At 73.2% G+C, this 15,805-nt stretch carries 13 protein-coding genes; 6 read left to right on the top strand and 7 right to left on the bottom strand.

Annotated elements, in window-relative coordinates:
* Window positions 1-52: 52 nt before the first annotated feature.
* Window positions 53-2,143, bottom strand: coding sequence for a thioredoxin domain-containing protein (locus JQX11_RS29935; protein ID WP_204928273.1), 2,091 nt, complete (start codon window positions 2,141-2,143; stop codon window positions 53-55).
* A 135-nt stretch (window positions 2,144-2,278) separates the two neighbouring features.
* Between JQX11_RS29935 and JQX11_RS29940 the strand changes: the two genes are divergently transcribed.
* On the top strand, window positions 2,279-3,313 hold the full coding sequence (locus JQX11_RS29940; RefSeq protein WP_204928274.1) for a phosphatidylinositol-specific phospholipase C domain-containing protein: 1,035 nt from the start codon (window positions 2,279-2,281) through the stop codon (window positions 3,311-3,313).
* A gap of 148 nt (window positions 3,314-3,461) precedes the next feature.
* On the opposite strand, the gene JQX11_RS29945 is transcribed toward JQX11_RS29940, so the two are convergent.
* The 3 genes from JQX11_RS29945 to mca form a co-directional block, all read right to left on the bottom strand.
* Window positions 3,462-5,936: a putative bifunctional diguanylate cyclase/phosphodiesterase gene (locus tag JQX11_RS29945; protein ID WP_232378881.1), complete on the bottom strand. Its 2,475-nt coding sequence runs from the start codon at window positions 5,934-5,936 to the stop codon at window positions 3,462-3,464.
* Between the two features lie 242 nt (window positions 5,937-6,178).
* On the bottom strand, window positions 6,179-6,454 hold the full coding sequence (locus JQX11_RS29950; protein WP_204928275.1) for a hypothetical protein: 276 nt from the start codon (window positions 6,452-6,454) through the stop codon (window positions 6,179-6,181).
* Window positions 6,455-6,504: 50 nt separating this feature from the next.
* Complete coding sequence (gene mca, locus JQX11_RS29955) at window positions 6,505-7,386, bottom strand: mycothiol conjugate amidase Mca (protein ID WP_204928276.1); 882 nt, start codon at window positions 7,384-7,386, stop codon at window positions 6,505-6,507.
* Between the two features lie 179 nt (window positions 7,387-7,565).
* On the opposite strand from mca, the gene JQX11_RS29960 reads away from it, so the two are divergent.
* Both JQX11_RS29960 and greA read left to right on the top strand, forming a co-directional pair.
* Entirely contained in the window at window positions 7,566-8,000 is a 435-nt protein-coding gene (locus tag JQX11_RS29960) for a DUF4307 domain-containing protein (RefSeq protein ID WP_204928277.1), read from the top strand.
* A 143-nt stretch (window positions 8,001-8,143) separates the two neighbouring features.
* Window positions 8,144-8,644 carry a transcription elongation factor GreA gene (gene greA, locus JQX11_RS29965; protein ID WP_204928278.1) on the top strand — a complete coding sequence of 167 codons (501 nt, stop codon included), beginning with the start codon at window positions 8,144-8,146 and terminating at the stop codon, window positions 8,642-8,644.
* A gap of 62 nt (window positions 8,645-8,706) precedes the next feature.
* Here the strand turns inward: greA and ilvA are convergent, their stop codons facing one another.
* Genes ilvA through JQX11_RS29980 form a run of 3 tightly spaced genes read right to left on the bottom strand, consistent with a single transcriptional unit; the run spans window position 8,707 to window position 12,517 of the window.
* A complete protein-coding gene (gene ilvA, locus JQX11_RS29970; RefSeq protein ID WP_204928279.1) occupies window positions 8,707-9,927 on the bottom strand; it encodes a threonine ammonia-lyase in 1,221 nt (406 codons plus the stop codon).
* On the bottom strand, window positions 9,924-11,360 hold the full coding sequence (locus tag JQX11_RS29975) for an amidase (protein WP_204928280.1): 1,437 nt from the start codon (window positions 11,358-11,360) through the stop codon (window positions 9,924-9,926). The genes ilvA and JQX11_RS29975 overlap by 4 nt, the downstream gene beginning before the upstream one ends.
* A 17-nt stretch (window positions 11,361-11,377) precedes the next feature.
* Window positions 11,378-12,517 (bottom strand): cystathionine gamma-synthase, encoded by a 1,140-nt coding sequence (locus tag JQX11_RS29980; RefSeq protein WP_204928281.1) that lies wholly within the window; start codon window positions 12,515-12,517, stop codon window positions 11,378-11,380.
* A 113-nt stretch (window positions 12,518-12,630) separates the two neighbouring features.
* On the opposite strand from JQX11_RS29980, the gene JQX11_RS29985 reads away from it, so the two are divergent.
* The 3 genes from JQX11_RS29985 (at window position 12,631) to JQX11_RS29995 (ending at window position 15,804) form a co-directional block, all read left to right on the top strand.
* Window positions 12,631-13,044: an HIT family protein gene (locus JQX11_RS29985; protein ID WP_204928282.1), complete on the top strand. Its 414-nt coding sequence runs from the start codon at window positions 12,631-12,633 to the stop codon at window positions 13,042-13,044.
* Window positions 13,045-13,153: 109 nt separating this feature from the next.
* On the top strand, window positions 13,154-13,816 hold the full coding sequence (msrA, locus tag JQX11_RS29990; RefSeq protein WP_204928283.1) for a peptide-methionine (S)-S-oxide reductase MsrA: 663 nt from the start codon (window positions 13,154-13,156) through the stop codon (window positions 13,814-13,816).
* A 197-nt stretch (window positions 13,817-14,013) separates the two neighbouring features.
* A complete protein-coding gene (locus tag JQX11_RS29995; protein WP_204928284.1) occupies window positions 14,014-15,804 on the top strand; it encodes an N-acetylglutaminylglutamine amidotransferase in 1,791 nt (596 codons plus the stop codon).
* Window position 15,805 lies beyond the last annotated feature (1 nt).

A 15,805-nucleotide genomic window follows, 5' to 3' on the forward strand; every position in this document is an offset into this window, starting at 1 on the left:
ACGACGCAGGCTACTCCGGCGGCCGACGGCCCGCCGGAGTATCGCCGATCAGTCAGGTGAGCTGGGCGACCAGGTCCTCGACCGAGGTCACCGGGCGCTGGCAGACGAACCCCCGGCAGACGTACGCGGTGGGCCGCCCGTCGAGCAACGGCCGGTCGGCGAGCAGCGGCACGCCGGGCTGGTCGGGCCGGCCGGCGACCACCACCGCGCCGGGTGGGGCGTGCCGGTGCGCGGCGGCGACCAGCGGGTCCCCGGTCGGGTCGTCGGTGACCACCGCGATCTCGTACGGCCCGGACAGCAGCGCCTCCCCGGTGGTGGCCGCGTACCCGGTGAACCGGGCGTGCCGGCCGACGATCGGCGCGACGGTCGACAGGGCCGCCTCGGCCGCCTCCCGGTAGCGGGTCTCCCCGCTCAACGCCGCGTACGCGGTCAGCGCCGCCGCGATCGCCGACCGGCCCGACGGGGTGGCGTTGTCGGTCGGGTCGGCGGGCCGGGCGACCAGCCGTTCGGCGTCGTCGGCGGTGTCGTAGAACCCGCCGTCTCCGGCGGCGAACCGGGCCAGCGCGACGTCGAGCAGGCCGCCGGCCAGTTCCAGCCAGCGTCCCTCGCCGGTGAGCTGGTGCAGCGCGCAGAACGCCTCGGCGACGCAGCCGTAGTCCTCCAGCACGCCGGCCGGTTCGCCGACGACGCCGTCCCGGGAGGCCCGCCGCAGCCGACCGTCGACCAGGTGCACGTCGGCCAGGTGGGTGGCGGCGTCACGCAGCGCCCCGTCGGCGACGATGGCGATCCCGTCCATCAGGTTGGCGTCCTCGTCGTCGGAGGTCACCCGGATCGCGACGACCTGGAGGAACTCGACGAGCGCGGTGATCGCCAGGCCGTTCCAGGCGGCCACCACCTTGTCGTCGCGGGCCGGTTGGGGGCGGGTGTCCCGGGCGGCCAGCAGCCGGCCCACCACGCTGCGCCAGCGGTCCCGGATCTGCGGGTCGGCGTCGTCGACGTCGCGGGCCAGCCGCAGCACGCTGGTGCCGGCGGTGCCGTGCCCGGCCGCGTCCGCGTCGCCGTCCGACCCGGCGGCCGGGCGGGGTTCGAAGGTGCCGACCTCGGTGACGTCGAACAGGTCGGCGGCGAAGCGGCCGTCGTCCTCGCCGAGCACCTCGACGAGCTGCGCCGGGGTCCAGACGTAGGTGAGGCCCTCCACCCCGTCGGTGTCGGCGTCGAGCGCGGAGGCGAAACCCCCGCCGGGGCGGTGCAGTTCGTCGGCGAGGAACCGGGCGGTGTCCCGGGCCACCCGGCGGGCCAGCGGGTCGCCGGTGAGCCGCCAGAGCTGGGTGTAGACCCGCAGCAGCAGGGCGTTGTCGTAGAGCATCTTCTCGAAGTGCGGCACCGTCCAGTGGGCGTCCACCGAGTAGCGGGCGAACCCGCCGGCGAGCTGGTCGTGCAGGCCACCCCGGGCCATCGCCTCGGCGGTGTGCCTGACGATCTCCAGGCTGCGCGTCGAGCCGGTCCGTTGGTGGTGCCGGAGCAGGAACAGCAGGTTCATGTGCGGCGGGAACTTCGGTGCGCCCCCGAAGCCGGCGTTGGTCTCGTCGTACTCGGCGGCGAGCTGGTCGGCGGCGGCGTCGAGGAGTCCGGCGGTGAGCGGGGCGGTGGGGCCGCCGACGGCCTGGGCGCCGCCGATCGCCTCCACCACCGCGGCGCCCTGCCGCAGCACGGCCTCCCGCTGCTCCCGCCACGCGGTGCCGACCGACTCCAGCAGCCGGACGAAGTTGGGCTTCGGGAAGTAGGTGCCGCAGAAGAACGGGGTGCCGTCGGGGGTGGCGAAGACCGTCATCGGCCACCCGCCCTGGCCGGTCATCGCCTGGGTGGCGGTCATGTAGACGGCGTCGACGTCGGGCCGCTCCTCACGGTCCACCTTGATCGCCACGAAGCCGGCGTTGACCAGCGCGCCGACCGTCTCGTCCTCGAACGACTCGTGGGCCATCACGTGACACCAGTGGCAGGCGGCGTAGCCGACCGAGATGAGCACCGGGACGTCGCGCCGTTTCGCCTCGGCGAACGCCTCGTCGCACCACGGCCACCAGTCGACCGGGTTGTCGGCGTGCTGGAGCAGATACGGCGAGGTGGCCTGGGCGAGTCGGTTCACCCGACGACCCTATCCACCGCCGGGCGCACCCGCCGGGGCAACCGTCCCGCCGGAACCGGGCCTTCCCTCGTTCACATTCATCGTCTTTGATCTGTGCGGGTGCGGTGACCGGCACCGCCCTGCGAGGAGGTATCCATGCGCGGTTCCCGTCTCCTGTCGGCACTCACGTCGGTCGCGGTGGTCGCGGCGGTGTTCAGCACCGCCGCCCCCGCCTCGGCCGCCGTGGACCCCGGCACCCGGGTCTCGGCGACCACCGTGGTCGGCACGCACAACGCGTACGAACGCGGGACGTACACCTATCTGGCGCAGGCGCTCGACGCCCGCCCCGGAATGATCGAGCTGGACGTCTGGCCGGACATCATCACCAAGCAGTGGCGGGTCAGCCACTCCAACCCGCTCGGCAACGACAACAACTGCGTCGCCGCCACCACCCCCGCGCAGCTCTACACCGGCACCCGCAACAAGAACCTGGAGAACTGCCTGGACGACATCCGGCTGTGGTTCGACGCCCACCCCGACGCCGGGCCGCTCCAGCTCAAGCTGGAGCTGAAGACCGGCTTCAGCAGCCGTACCGGGCAGGGGCCGGTGCAGCTCGACGCGGTGCTCGCCGCCCGGCTGGGCAGCCGGGTGTTCCGCCCCGCCGACCTGCGCGGCGGGTACGTCACCCTGGACGCCGCCGCCCGCGCGAACGCCTGGCCGTCCCGGGGGCAGCTCGCCGGGAAGGTGATCGTGGAGCTGATTCCCGGCACCGTCGAGGAGGGCAACCCCACCGATACCCTGTGGACCGACATCGAGTACGCCCAGCACCTGGTCGGCCTGGCGGCGGCCGGCACCCTCGGTCAGGCGCAGGCGTTCCCGGCGGTGCACCGGGCCCAGGCCGGCGACCCGCGCACCAGGTACGCCGACACCGGCCTGCGCCCGTGGTTCGTTCTGTTCGACGGCGACGCCAGCGCGTACGTCACCGGCGGCATCGACACCTCCTGGTACGACACCAACCACTACCTGCTGGTGATGACCGACGCGCAGAACGTCCCCCCGGCGGTCGGCAACACCGACGTCACGGCCGCCCGCGCCCGTCTCGCCCAGCTCGCCGCCGCCCACGCCAGCGTGGCGTCGGCCGACTGGGCGGCGATGCCGACCGTCGTCGGCGAGGTGGTCTCCCGGGGTTGACCGGGCGGCACTGCGCCATGTCGTCGATGTAGCGGTATCCCGGTGCCGGGATACCGCTACATCGGCACCCTTGAGTCGATCACGACCGACCGACCGGCCGTGCCGGTGGGCGGGCGGGGCCGCGCCGGGCATGCGGGGTGCGGCGCGGTCAGGAGGCGCCGTCGGCGCGCAGCGGGAAGACGTTCGACTCGGCGGAGTCGCGCAGCGAGCCGAGCACCGCGCCGATCTTGTCGGCGGGCATCGGCTTGAAGAAGTGGTAGCCCTGGGCGGCCGTGCAGCCCAACGCCACCAGCGCGGCCCGCTGCTCGGCCGTCTCCACCCCCTCGGCGACCACCCGCAACCCCAGCTCGTGGGCGAGCCCGACGGTGGCCCGGACGATCGCCGCCGCCTCCGGCGAGTCGGCCATCCGGATCACGAAGGAGCGGTCCACCTTCAGCTCGTCCACGGCGATCCGGGTCACGAACGACAGCGACGAGAAGCCGGTGCCGAAGTCGTCGACGGCCAGCTGGACGCCCATCCTGCGCAGGTTCGCCAGCACCTCGTCGATCACCTCCAGCTCGCTCATCACCACCGTCTCGGTGATCTCCAGGACCAGCTTGTGCGCCGGCACCTGGTGCCGGCGCAGCGCGTCGGCGATCTCCGCCGGCAGCCGGGGGTCGAGCAGGCTGCGCGCCGAGAGGTTCACCGAGATCGGCACGTCCAACCCGTCGCGGGCCCACCCGGCGGCCACCGACAGCGCCTTGTCCAGCACGTACCGGGTGAAGGTACCGAGCTGTTCGCTGTTCTCCACCGGGCGGATGAAGTCGGCCGGGCCGAGCCAGCCCCGCCGGGGGTGCTGCCAGCGGATCAGCGCCTCCACCCCCGTCGGTGCGCCGGTGGCCAGGTCGACCGCCGGTTGCAGGGCCAGCACCAGCTGGTCGTCGGCCTGCAACGCCTCCCGCAGCTCAGCCAGCAGGGCCAACTGGTCGGTGCTGGCGGCGTCCCGGGTGCTGTCGTACGCGGCGACGCTGCCGCCGCCCTCCTTCGCCTGGTACATGGCGATGTCGGCCCGGCGCAGCAGCTCGGTCAGGTCGGCGGTGCCCGCCCCGGCCACCACCACCCCCACCGAGACCTCCACCGACATCCGCACCCCGGCCACCTCGGTCGGCGCGGCCAGCCGCTCGGCGATCTCCCGGGCCTGCCGCAGCGCGTACGCCATCGGGGCGGCCCGGTCGCCGATCACCGGGACCGACGTCAGCAGCAGCGCGAACTCGTCGCCGCCGAGTCGGGCGAGCAGGTCACCGGGGCGGGCCAGGGTGCCCAGCCGGTTGCCGGTGAGCCGCAGCAACTGGTCACCGGCGGCGTGCCCGAGGGTGTCGTTGACCTCTTTGAACTGGTCGATGTCGAGCAGCAGCAGGGCCACCGGGTGATCGTGGGCGAGCTGCCGCAACGCCTGGTCGCCCTTGCTCAGCATGGCCGTGCGGTTGGCCAGCCCGGTCAACGCGTCGTGCACCGCGTCGTACGACGAGCGGGCGCTGACCAGCCGCAGCTCCCGGTGGGTGGCCGCGTCGTGCAGGGCGGCGGCCAGGGCGTCGGAGTACGCCGCCAGCGCGTCCCGTTCCCGGTCGTCGGGCGGCCCGGAGACGGGGAACCGGACCCGGATCTGCCCGACCCGGACGTCCCCGACGACCAGCGGCCGGACGAGTTCGTGGGCGTCCGGGGCCGCCCCCGCGGGTGGCCCGACCTGCCGGTCGCGGACGCAGCCCGACGAGTCACCCCGGTAGCGCCGCCACCGGCCGTCGCCCCGGGCCACGTCGACGTCGACCAGGTCCGCGCCGAACAGGGCCAGCGCCCCGGTCACCGCGGCGGTGGCCACCCCCCGCTCGTCGAGCTGGTTGAGGGCGGCAGTGGCCTCCGCGAACGCGCGCCAGGTGCGCTGCTCCTGGTCGGCGCGCAGCCGGTGCCGGTAGGTCTGCTGGAGCAGCCAGAGCAGCGGCGGGAGCAGCAGCAGCCACCGCGGGTCGATCTCCAGCAACGCCACCACGACCAGCCCGACCAGCACGTTGCCGACGAACATCAGCACCTTGCCCCGCAGCGCGACGAGCAGTGCCGGGCCGACCGCCACCCCGTGCCGCAGGGCCAGGGTGGCCCCGCCCAGCCCGGCGGTGGTGAGCAGGTAGGTGACCGCACCGGCGACGAGGGCGGGCACGAGCGTCGGGGTGGGGCCGGCCAGGAACGGCTCACCCAGCGCGGTGGCGACGACCACGGCGAGCGCGGTGGCCGCGGTCAGCGCGGCGGCGATCCGGACCAGCTCCACCGGGGGACGACGGTCGGCGGCCAGCGACATCGCCGTCCAGGCCGCGCCGGTGCCGAGCAGCGCGGCGGCCGGCAGCCAGCCGGCCGGCGCCAGGTAGAGGCAGACGATCAGGGCGGCCTCGCCCCAGGTGATGCTCACCATGCCGGTGGCGGTGCGGAACCGCAGCCGGGCGAGCTGGGCCAGGGCGAACACGGCGGCGACGATGCCGAACCGGGCGACGGCCGGGAGCGGGTCGTCGGCCGGCAGGGCGGTGGGCAGGCGCAGGCCGACCAGCACCGCCACCAGGGCGGTCACCGTCACGGCGAGGGTGAGGACGCGCACCCGCAGCGGAGTCTCCGGCGGCGTCGACCCGTCGTCGGACGCGCCGGCCCTGCCGGAGGTCACCGCCCGGCTCCGTCCGCGGGGCCGTCGACGGCGCGACGGACGAACGCGGCTACGACGGTCATGGCACCCCCTCCCGCGCACGGCTCAGGGACTTACGTCCCCCGGCGGAAGGCTAAGCCAATCCGGGTGGCCGCAACAGGGGGCGACGACCCGGATCGGCGTGATTCACGCTTCGGTCACCCCTCTCAGGGCTGCTGGTGGCCGCTGGACGGGTTCGTACGTGATTCCTGCCCCGTCGTCCCGTCCGACGGGCCGGTTGCCGACGAATCGGTCCCGACCGGACCACCCTGGTGGGGGAACCGCTCGGGCAGCCGGCGCAGCCGGGCGTTCATGTTGCGGATGAGCAGGACGGTGGCGGTGCCGAGGAGCACGATGAGGAAGAGGCCCATCGGCCCGGCCAGGCCGCCCGTGCGGGTGTCCCCGAAGTTGTTCTCCGCGAGCACCTGGACAGCGTTCAGCATGGTGTCTTCTCCGATGTGCGGTGGAGTGTCAGCGTAGCCCCGCACCCGGGTCACCCGGCATGGACGGCTTCGCGTACCCCGGCGAACAGGTCGGATTCCGGCAGCGGGGAGTCGACCGTCGAGCGGACGAGCTGGAAGTCCTCGGTCGGCCAGGCGCGCTGCTGCAACTCCATCGGCACGTGGAACCAGAAGCCGTCCGGGTCGACCTGGGTGGCGTGGGCGCGCAGCGCGTCGTCACGGACCGGGAAGTACTCGGCGCACTCGACCCGGGTGGTGATCCGGGGGCCCTTGTCCGGCCGCTCGTCCCACCGCTTGAGCCACTCGTCGTACGGCGAGGTGAGGCCGGCGGCCAGCATGCCCTCGTGCAGAGCGGTGATCTTGCCCTTGGAGAAGCCGATGTCGTAGTAGAGCTTCAACGGCTGCCAGGGCGTGCCCAGCTCGGGGTAGCGGTCGGGGTCGCCGGCCGCGTCGAACGCCGCCACGCTGACCCGGTGGCACATGATGTGGTCGGGGTGCGGGTAGCCGCCCTCCTCGTCGTAGGTGGTCACGACGTGCGGACGGAACTCCCGCATCAGCTTCACCAGCGGCCCGGCCGCCACCTCGACGTCCTGGAGGGCGAAACACCCCTCGGGCAGCGGCGGCAGCGGGTCGCCCTCGGGCAGGCCCGAGTCGACGAAGCCCAGCCAGGCCTGCTCGACGCCGAGGACGGCCCGCGCGGCGTCCATCTCGGCCCGCCGGATCTCGCCGATATTGGCCCACACCTCGGGGCGGTCCAGCTTGGGGTTGAGCACACTGCCCCGTTCACCGCCGGTACAGGTCACGACCAGCACGTCCACCCCCTCGGCGACGTACTTCGCCATGGTGGCGGCGCCCTTGCTGGACTCGTCGTCCGGGTGTGCGTGCACGGCCATGAGACGCAGCTTCTCTGCCAACGTGGGCGCTCCTCGTCTGTGCCCGTCGGCGGCCCGCTCCGGGTCGCTCGCCCGACCTGCCGTGGTGACCTGCCGGCGCGGTTGCCGACCTGCCGGGCCGGGCTCGGCCCCGGGCTGGGAAGATGGACCCTGTCATTCTTGCCGATGCCGCCGACAACAACGCCAGGAGATACCCGCCGGTGACCGAGACGCACGCCACAGTTCCCTCGGCCGCGCCGGTGTTCCCGCCCGGCCGGTACGGACGCCGACGGGAGCCCGAGCGCCGTCGTCCCCTGCTGCGCTGGGTGCTGGCGGCGGTCCTGATCGCCGGGTTGGTGCTGGCCTCGACGCAGCTCTACCAGCGCTACGGCGACCCGGAGTACAAGCCCGAGGTGATCACCTACACCGACGTCGACGACACCGGTGTCCGGGTCGACTTCCGGGTGACCGTGCCCGCGGGCGGCGCGGCGGTGTGCCTGGTCCGGGCCCGCTCGCACGCGGGGGCCGAGGTGGGCCACGAGGAGGTCACGGTTACCGCGGCCCCCGGCCAGCGGCACATCACCACCCGGCACCGGGTCACCACCACCGAACGCCCGTTCATCGGCGAGGTCGTCCGCTGCCGTCCGGCCGGCTGAACGGCGACGGGACCGGGTCCCGCGTCCCGGCGGGCCGCCGGTGCCGTCGCCCGACCGGGTGATCGACGACGCCCCGGAGTGCGGCCCACTGGTAGGTTGGTAAGTCACCTGTCAGCCAGCACGCACATCCGAGGAGTACGCCTGTGTCCACCAATGACCACAAGGCGCCCGCCACCTGGCTGTCCCAGGACGCGCACGACCGCCTCCAGGCCGAGCTCGACGAGCTGATCGCCAACCGGCCGGTCATCGCCGCCGAGATCAACGCCCGGCGGGAAGAGGGCGACCTGCGGGAGAACGGTGGCTACCACGCCGCCCGCGAGGAGCAGGGCAAGGCCGAGGGCCGCATCCTCTACCTCAAGGAACTACTGCGCACCGCCCAGGTCGGCGAGGCGCCGACGGCCGACGTGGTGTCGCCCGGCATGGTCGTGACGATCTACTTCGACGACGACGAGGGTGACACCGAGACGTTCCTGCTCGGGTCGCGGGAGATCGCCGCCACCACCGAGCTGACGGTCTACAGCCCCGAGTCGGCGCTCGGCAAGGCCATCCTGGGCGGCCGCCCCGGTCAGGCATGCACCTACACCGCGCCCAGCGGGGCGGACATCAAGGTGACCATCGTCAGCTTCGAGCCGTTCTCCGGCTGAGCCGCATCGCCGCCGGGTCCACCGGGCCCGGCGGCGTCGTCTTCCGGTACACCGCCGCCGGCTCACGCCTCGGCCGTGAGGACCACCTGGTAACCGCTTGCCCGTAGGGCGCTGATCAGCGTGTCGGAGTGTTCGACGCCCCGGGTCTCCACCGACAGGGCCACCTCCACCTCGCCGAGCCGCAGGTGCGGGTTGGCCCGCTGGTGCTCCACGTCGACCACGTTCGCCCGGTGCTCGGCGATCTCGGTGAGCAGCGAGGCGAGCTGACCGGGCCGGTCCGAGCAGCGGACGGTGACCCGCAGGTAGCGGCCGGCGGCGGCGAGACCGTGCTCGATCACCCGCATCATCAGCAGCGGGTCGATGTTGCCGCCGGAGAGCACCGCCACCGTCGGGGTCCGCACCTGCACCGCCCCGGCGAGCAGCGCGGCCACCCCGACCGCCCCGGCCGGCTCGACCACCTGCTTGCCCCGTTCCAGCAGCATCAGCAACGCCCGGGAGATGTCCTCCTCGGCGACGGTGACCATCTCGTCGACGAGCTTGCGGACGTGGTTGAAGGTGATCTCCCCGGGCCGGCCGACCGCGATGCCGTCGGCGATCGTGGCGAACGCCGGTAGCCGGACGGGTTCCCCGGCGGCCAGGGAGGGCGGGAAGGCGGCGGCGCTTTCCGCCTGGACGCCGATGATCCGCACGTCGGGCCGCAGCGCCTTCGCGGCCACCGCCATCCCGGAGATCAGGCCGCCACCGCCGACCCCCGTGATGATCGTCTCGACCTCGGGACACTGTTCGAGGATCTCCAGCGCGACGGTGCCCTGCCCGGCGATCACGTCCGGATGGTCGAACGGGTGGATGAACACCGCGCCGGTGCGCTCCGCGAAGGTCTGCGCGGCCACCAGCGACTCGTCGACGGTGTTGCCGATCAGCTCGATCCGCGCGCCGTACCCCTTGGTGGCGGCCACCTTCGGCAGCGGCGCGTTGACCGGCATGAAGACGGTGGCGTGGGTGCCGACCAGGCCGGCGGCGAGCGCCACCCCCTGGGCGTGGTTGCCGGCGCTGGCCGCGACCACGCCCCGGTCCCGCTCGGCCGCCGACAACCGGGAGATCCGCACGTACGCGCCACGCACCTTGTACGAGCCGGCGCGTTGCAGGTTCTCGCACTTGAGCCACACCGGCCCGGCCAGTGCCGCGCTCAACGGCCGGGACGGCTCCAGCGGGGTGGTCCGGGTGACCCCGGCGAGCAGCTCCCGGGCGGCCCGTACGTCGGCGAGGTCGACCAGTTCCGTCATGCCCCGATCGTGCCACCAGCCCTCGGCCCGACCGCCGGGGAGGGCGTGTCGACCCGGGGATAGCCGGGCGCGTGCCGGGCCCACGGGGCCTGCATCTCGAACTGCCCGGCCACCCCGAGCAGCAGCAGCTCCGAGCCGGGCGGGCCGACCAGTTGCGCGGCGACCGGCAGGCCGTCCGGGCGGCGGCCCACCGGCACCACGATCGACGGCAGGCCGGCGACGTTCCACGGGGCGGCGAACGGGGCGTACCGGATGTTGGTCCGCATGTTCGCCAGCCAGGAACGGCCGGACCAGGAGGTGGCCTCCGGCGGCGGCCCGGCCAGCGCCGGGGTGAGCAGCAGGTCGATCCCGTGGTCGGTGAAGAAGCCGACGGAGCGGTCCCGCCAGGCGGCCCGGTCGGCCTCCCGCACGTACCCCCGGCGTTGCGCCCACTCCCCCAGCGCGACGTGCCGGCGGCTGCGCCGTTGCAGGCCGCGCCGGTCGATGCCGGCGGCCCGCACGTCGGACGCGGCGGCGGCGAGCCAGGTGGCGATGCCCTGGAGGCCGAGCGCGGTCGGGTAGACCGGGTCGGCGGGCACGGTGTCGTGGCCGGCGGCGGCGAGTAGCCGGCCGGCGGCGGCCACCGCGTCCCGGTTGGGGGCGTCCGGCGCGACGCCGCGCACCGGGGAGCGCAGTGACACGCCGACCCGCAGCCGGGGCGGCGGGACGAGTTTGTCGGGGCGACGCCCGGCGAGCACCTGGAATCCGACGGCGGCGTCGGCGACGGTGGTGGTGAGCATGCCGTGCTCGGTCAGCCCGAACCAGTCCTCCGCGCCGAGCTGGCAGGGGACCACGCCCCGGCCGGGCTTGAGCCCGACCAGGCCGCAGCAGGCGGCCGGGATGCGGATCGAGCCGAGCCCGTCGTTGCCGTGCGCGATCGGCACCAGCCCCGCCGCGACCGCCGCAGCGGCCCCGCCGGAGGACCCCCCGGGGGTGTACCGCAGGTCCCACGGGTTACGGGTGACGGCGGTCGCGTCGTCGGTGATCGCCCAGAGTCCCAGCTCCGGCATCCGGGTCACCCCGAGGATCACCGCGCCCGCGCCGCGCAGCCGGCGCACCACCTCGTGGTCGGCCTCCGCCACCGCGGTGCGCGCGGCGACCGACCCGTTCCAGGTGGGCAGGCCGGCGACCGGGGTGTTCTCCTTGACCGCCACCGGCACCCCGGCGAGCGGGAGGTTGGCCAACTCCTCCTGCTCGTCGACCTTCTCCGCCTCGGTGATCGCCTCACCGCCCCGGACCACCCGGAACGCGGACAGTGCGCCGTCGACCCGGCCGACGTGGTCCAGGTGGTCGGCGACGACCTGGGTGGCGGAGACGTCGCCCCGGCGTACCCCCCGGGCGATCTGCTTGGCGGTCGCCCCCACCCAGGTCGGCATGATGTCCTGCACGGCCACCTCTTCCCAGCCCGCGGTCAGCCCAGCGCCTGCTCCAGATCGGCGAGCAGGTCGTCGACCGTCTCGATGCCGACAGACAGTCGCACGAGATCGCCGGGAACTTCAAGCGGCGAGCCGGCAGCACTTGCGTGTGTCATCCGGCCCGGGTGCTCGATCAGCGACTCCACCCCACCGAGCGACTCGGCGAGGACGAACAGCCGGGCCCGGTTGCAGACCTGCACGGCGTGTTCCTCGCCGCCGGCGGCCCGGAAGGAGATCATCCCGCCGAAGCGGCGCATCTGCTTGGCGGCCACCTCGTGCCCCGGGTGCGACGGCAGGCCGGGGTAGATGACCTGGGCGACCTTCGTGTGCCCGTCGAGGAAGGCGGCGATCCGTTCGGCGTTGTCGCAGTGCCGGTCCATCCGTACCCCGAGGGTCTTGATGCCGCGCAGGGTGAGCCAGGCGTCGAACGGGCCGTTGATCGCGCCCATCGCGTTCTGGTGGTAGCGCAGCTCGTCGCCGAGGGTCGGATCGGCGACGATCAACGCGCCACCGACCACGTCGGAGTGCCCGCCGACGTACTTGGTGGTGGAGTGCACCACCACGTCCGCGCCGTGCGCGAGCGGCTGCTGCAGGTACGGCGAGGCGAACGTGTTGTCGACCGCCAGCAGCGCCCCGGCCTCGTGCGCGATCCCCGCCAGGGCGGCGATGTCGGCGATGCCGAGCAGCGGGTTCGTCGGCGTCTCCACCCAGACGATCTTCGTCTCGGGGCGGATCGCGGCCCGGACCGCGTCGACGTCGGAGACCTTCGCCGGGGTGTACGTCAGCCCCCACCGCTCGGCCACCCGGGCGAACAGCCGGTACGTGCCGCCGTACGCGTCGTCGGGGATCACCACGTGGTCGCCGGGCGAGCAGACCGTCCGCAGCAGGGTGTCCTCGGCAGCCAGGCCGCTGGCGAAGGCGAGCCCGACCCGACCTCCCTCCAGCGCGGCCAGGCACTCCTGGAGGGCGTCGCGGGTGGGGTTGCCGGAGCGGCTGTACTCGTAGCCCTGCCGGGGCGCGCCGACGGCGTCCTGGGCGTACGTGCTGGTCTGGTAGATCGGGGGGATCACCGCGCCGGTGCGGGCCTCCGGGTCCTGGCCGGCGTGGATCGCGAGCGTCTCGAAGCCGTGACTCATCCCGCAGACGTTAGTCCGCCGCACCCACCGGTCGACCGGAACCCGTCCCGGCTCACCCCGCACCTGCGCCCCGGTGCGTGGTGGATGGGTGCGCGGGACCTTAGGCTGCGCGGGTGAGCGGGTGTGTGTTCTGTCAGATCGTGGCCGGTGAGGTGCCGGCGTTCCGGGTGGCCGACGAGCCGGACGGGGTGGCGTTCCTGGACACCCGGCCGGTGTTCAAGGGGCACGTCCTGGTGGTGCCCCGTACCCACCTGGTCACCCTGACCGACCTGCCGCCGGCCGACCTGCCCGGCTACTTCGGCCTGGTGCAACGCCTGGCGGCAGCCGTGGAATCCGGTCTGGGGGCCGGTGGGACCTTCGTGGCGATGAACAACCGGGTGTCCCAGTCGGTGCCGCACCTGCACACCCACGTGGTGCCGAGGACCAGGGGCGACGGCCTGCGCGGCTTCTTCTGGCCGCGTACCCGCTACGCCGACGACGCCGAGGCCGACTCCTACGCCGGGCGGGTCGCCGCCGCCCTGGCCTGAGACCCGCCGATATTCGGCGAGGCCCGGGGGCGAGAGCCGGGACGCAGCGGGTAAGGAAGCCGGGCCCGCCGGTGTTGCATGCGGGGAGAGGTACGAGAGGAGTTCCACCGTGTTCCTTCGCCGCATGAAGGCCGAGATGATCAGCCCCGACCAGGCCCTGCCCGGCCGCCCGATCGCGATGCCGATCGGGGACCGGCACGAGGTGCTGGCGTCGTCGCTGAAGGGCCCGTTCCCGCAGGACGCCCGGGTCGCCGTCTTCGGCATGGGGTGCTTCTGGGGTGCCGAGCGGCTGTTCTGGACCCTGCCGGGGGTGCTCACCACCTCGGCCGGTTACGCGGGCGGCTACACCGCCAACCCGACGTACGAGGAGGTGTGTTCGGGGATGACCGGGCACGCCGAGGTGGTCCAGGTGGTCTACGACCCCGCCGTGATCAGCTACGAGGACCTGCTCAAGGTGTTCTGGGAGAACCACGACCCGACCCAGGGCATGCGCCAGGGCAACGACGTCGGCAGCCAGTACCGCTCGACGATCTACACCACCAGCGACGAGCAGTTGGCCACCGCGCAGGCGTCCCGGGACGCGTTCGCGCCGATCGTGGCGCGGGCCGGCAAGGGTGAGATCACCACCGAGATCGCCCCGCTGGGCGACTACTTCTTCGCCGAGGACTACCACCAGCAGTACCTGGCCCCGACGAAGAACCCGAACGGCTACTGCAACCACGGCCCGAACGGGCTGAGCTGCCCGGTCGGGGTGGCCCGTACCGCCGGCTGACCCTGGCGCGGTGACCGGGTCTGCGGTGTTCTTCACACCGTGGGCCCGGCGCATTTCCGGCATCCGTCACCGGGCGGGCAGCAATCGACACCATGACAGGCAACCACCGTCGGTGACGGCGCATCGTAGCAAGCTGTCACACGTTCGTCATCGTCTCAACAGGCGAACTGCAACAACCTCTGGCAGCATTGGCTGGCATGTGCGGACTTGCGGGAGAGTTCCGCCGTGACGGTTCCCGGGCCGATGTGTCGGCGGTGGAACGCATGGCGGCCACGATGAGTGACCGGGGGCCCGACGACAGCGGAGTGTGGTCACAGGGGGCCACCGCCCTCGGGCACCGCCGCTTGAAGATCATCGACCTCTCCGCCGCCAGCGGGCAACCGATCGTCGACCCGGCCGCCGGGCTCACCGGAGTGTTCAACGGTTGCATCTACAACTACCGCGAGCTGCGGCAGGAGTTGCAGGGCAAGGGACACCACTTCTTCTCCTCCGGCGACAGCGAGGTGGTGGTCAAGGCGTACGCCGAGTGGGGGCTCGACTTCGTCGACCACCTGATCGGCATGTTCGCCGTCGCGATCACCGAGCGGGACACCGGCCGCCTGGTGCTGGCCCGGGACCGGCTCGGCATCAAGCCGCTCTACCTGGCCGAGACGCCGGGCGTGGTGCGGTTCGCCAGCACCCTGCCCGCCCTGCTGGCCGGCGGGGGGATCGACACCACCATCGACCCGGTGGCGCTGTCGCACTATCTCAGCTTCCACAGCATCGTGCCGCCGCCGCGCACCATCCTGCGCGGTGTCACCAAGCTCCCCCCGGCCACCGTCCGGGTCTACGAGCCGGACGGCCGTACCCACGAGCGGGTCTACTGGGATCCGTCCTTCACCCGGGACGCGTCGCGCGCCGACTGGTCGGCCCGCGACTGGGAGGACGCCCTGCTGGAGTCGCTGACCACCGCCGTACGCCGCCGGATGGTCGCCGACGTGCCGGTGGGGGTGCTGCTCTCCGGCGGCCTGGACTCCAGCCTCGTGGTGGCGCTGCTGGCCGGCGAGGGGCAGACCCGCTCCGGGCTGTCCACCTTCTCCATCGGTTTCGACGCCGTCGGCGGCCGGGAGGGCGACGAGTTCGTCTACTCCGACCTGGTGGCACAGACCTTCGGCACCGACCACCACCAGCTCAAGGTGGCCGCCGGTGACCTGGTGCCGCCGCTGGAGGCGGCGGTGGCCGCGATGAGCGAGCCGATGGTCAGCCACGACTGCGTCGCGTTCTACCTGCTCAGCCAGGAGGTGTCCCGGCACGTCAAGGTGGTCCAGTCCGGCCAGGGCGCGGACGAGATCCTCGGCGGCTACCACTGGTACCCGCCGCTTGCCGGCATCGACCGGGAGCAGGCCCTCGACTCGTACGCGAAGGCGTTCTTCGACCGGGACGCGGCCGGGCTGGCCCGGGTGCTCAACCCGGCGTGGCTGGCCGACGGCGACCCGGCGCGCGAGTTCGTCGCCGCCCACCTGCGCCGGGCCGGGGCGCAGACCGCCGTCGACGCCGGCCTGCGGATCGACACCCAGATCATGCTCACCGACGACCCGGTGAAGCGGGTCGACAACATGACCATGGCACACGGCCTGGAGGCCCGGGTGCCGTTCCTCGACCACGAGTTCGTGGAGCTGGCGGCAAGCTGCCCACCCGAGCTGAAGCTGGCCCAGGGCGGCAAGGGCGTGCTCAAGGAGATCGGCCGCCGGGTCCTGCCGCACGAGGTGATCGACCGCCCCAAGGGCTACTTCCCGGTGCCCGGCCTGACCCACCTGGAGGGCAAGCTCCTCGACCGGGTCCGCGACGCGCTCACCGCGCCGCAGGCCCGCCGCCGCGACCTGTTCCGTACCGACTACGTCAATGCGCTGCTCGCCGACCCGAACGCCGAACTGACCCCGTTGAACGGAAACAAACTGTGGCAACTGGGACTCCTGGAAATGTGGCTCCAGAGCCACGGAATCGACTGAC

Origin of the sequence: Micromonospora humida, assembly GCF_016901255.1 — a bacterium.
In the GTDB taxonomy this organism is placed as follows: Bacteria; Actinomycetota; Actinomycetes; order Mycobacteriales; family Micromonosporaceae; genus Micromonospora; species Micromonospora wenchangensis.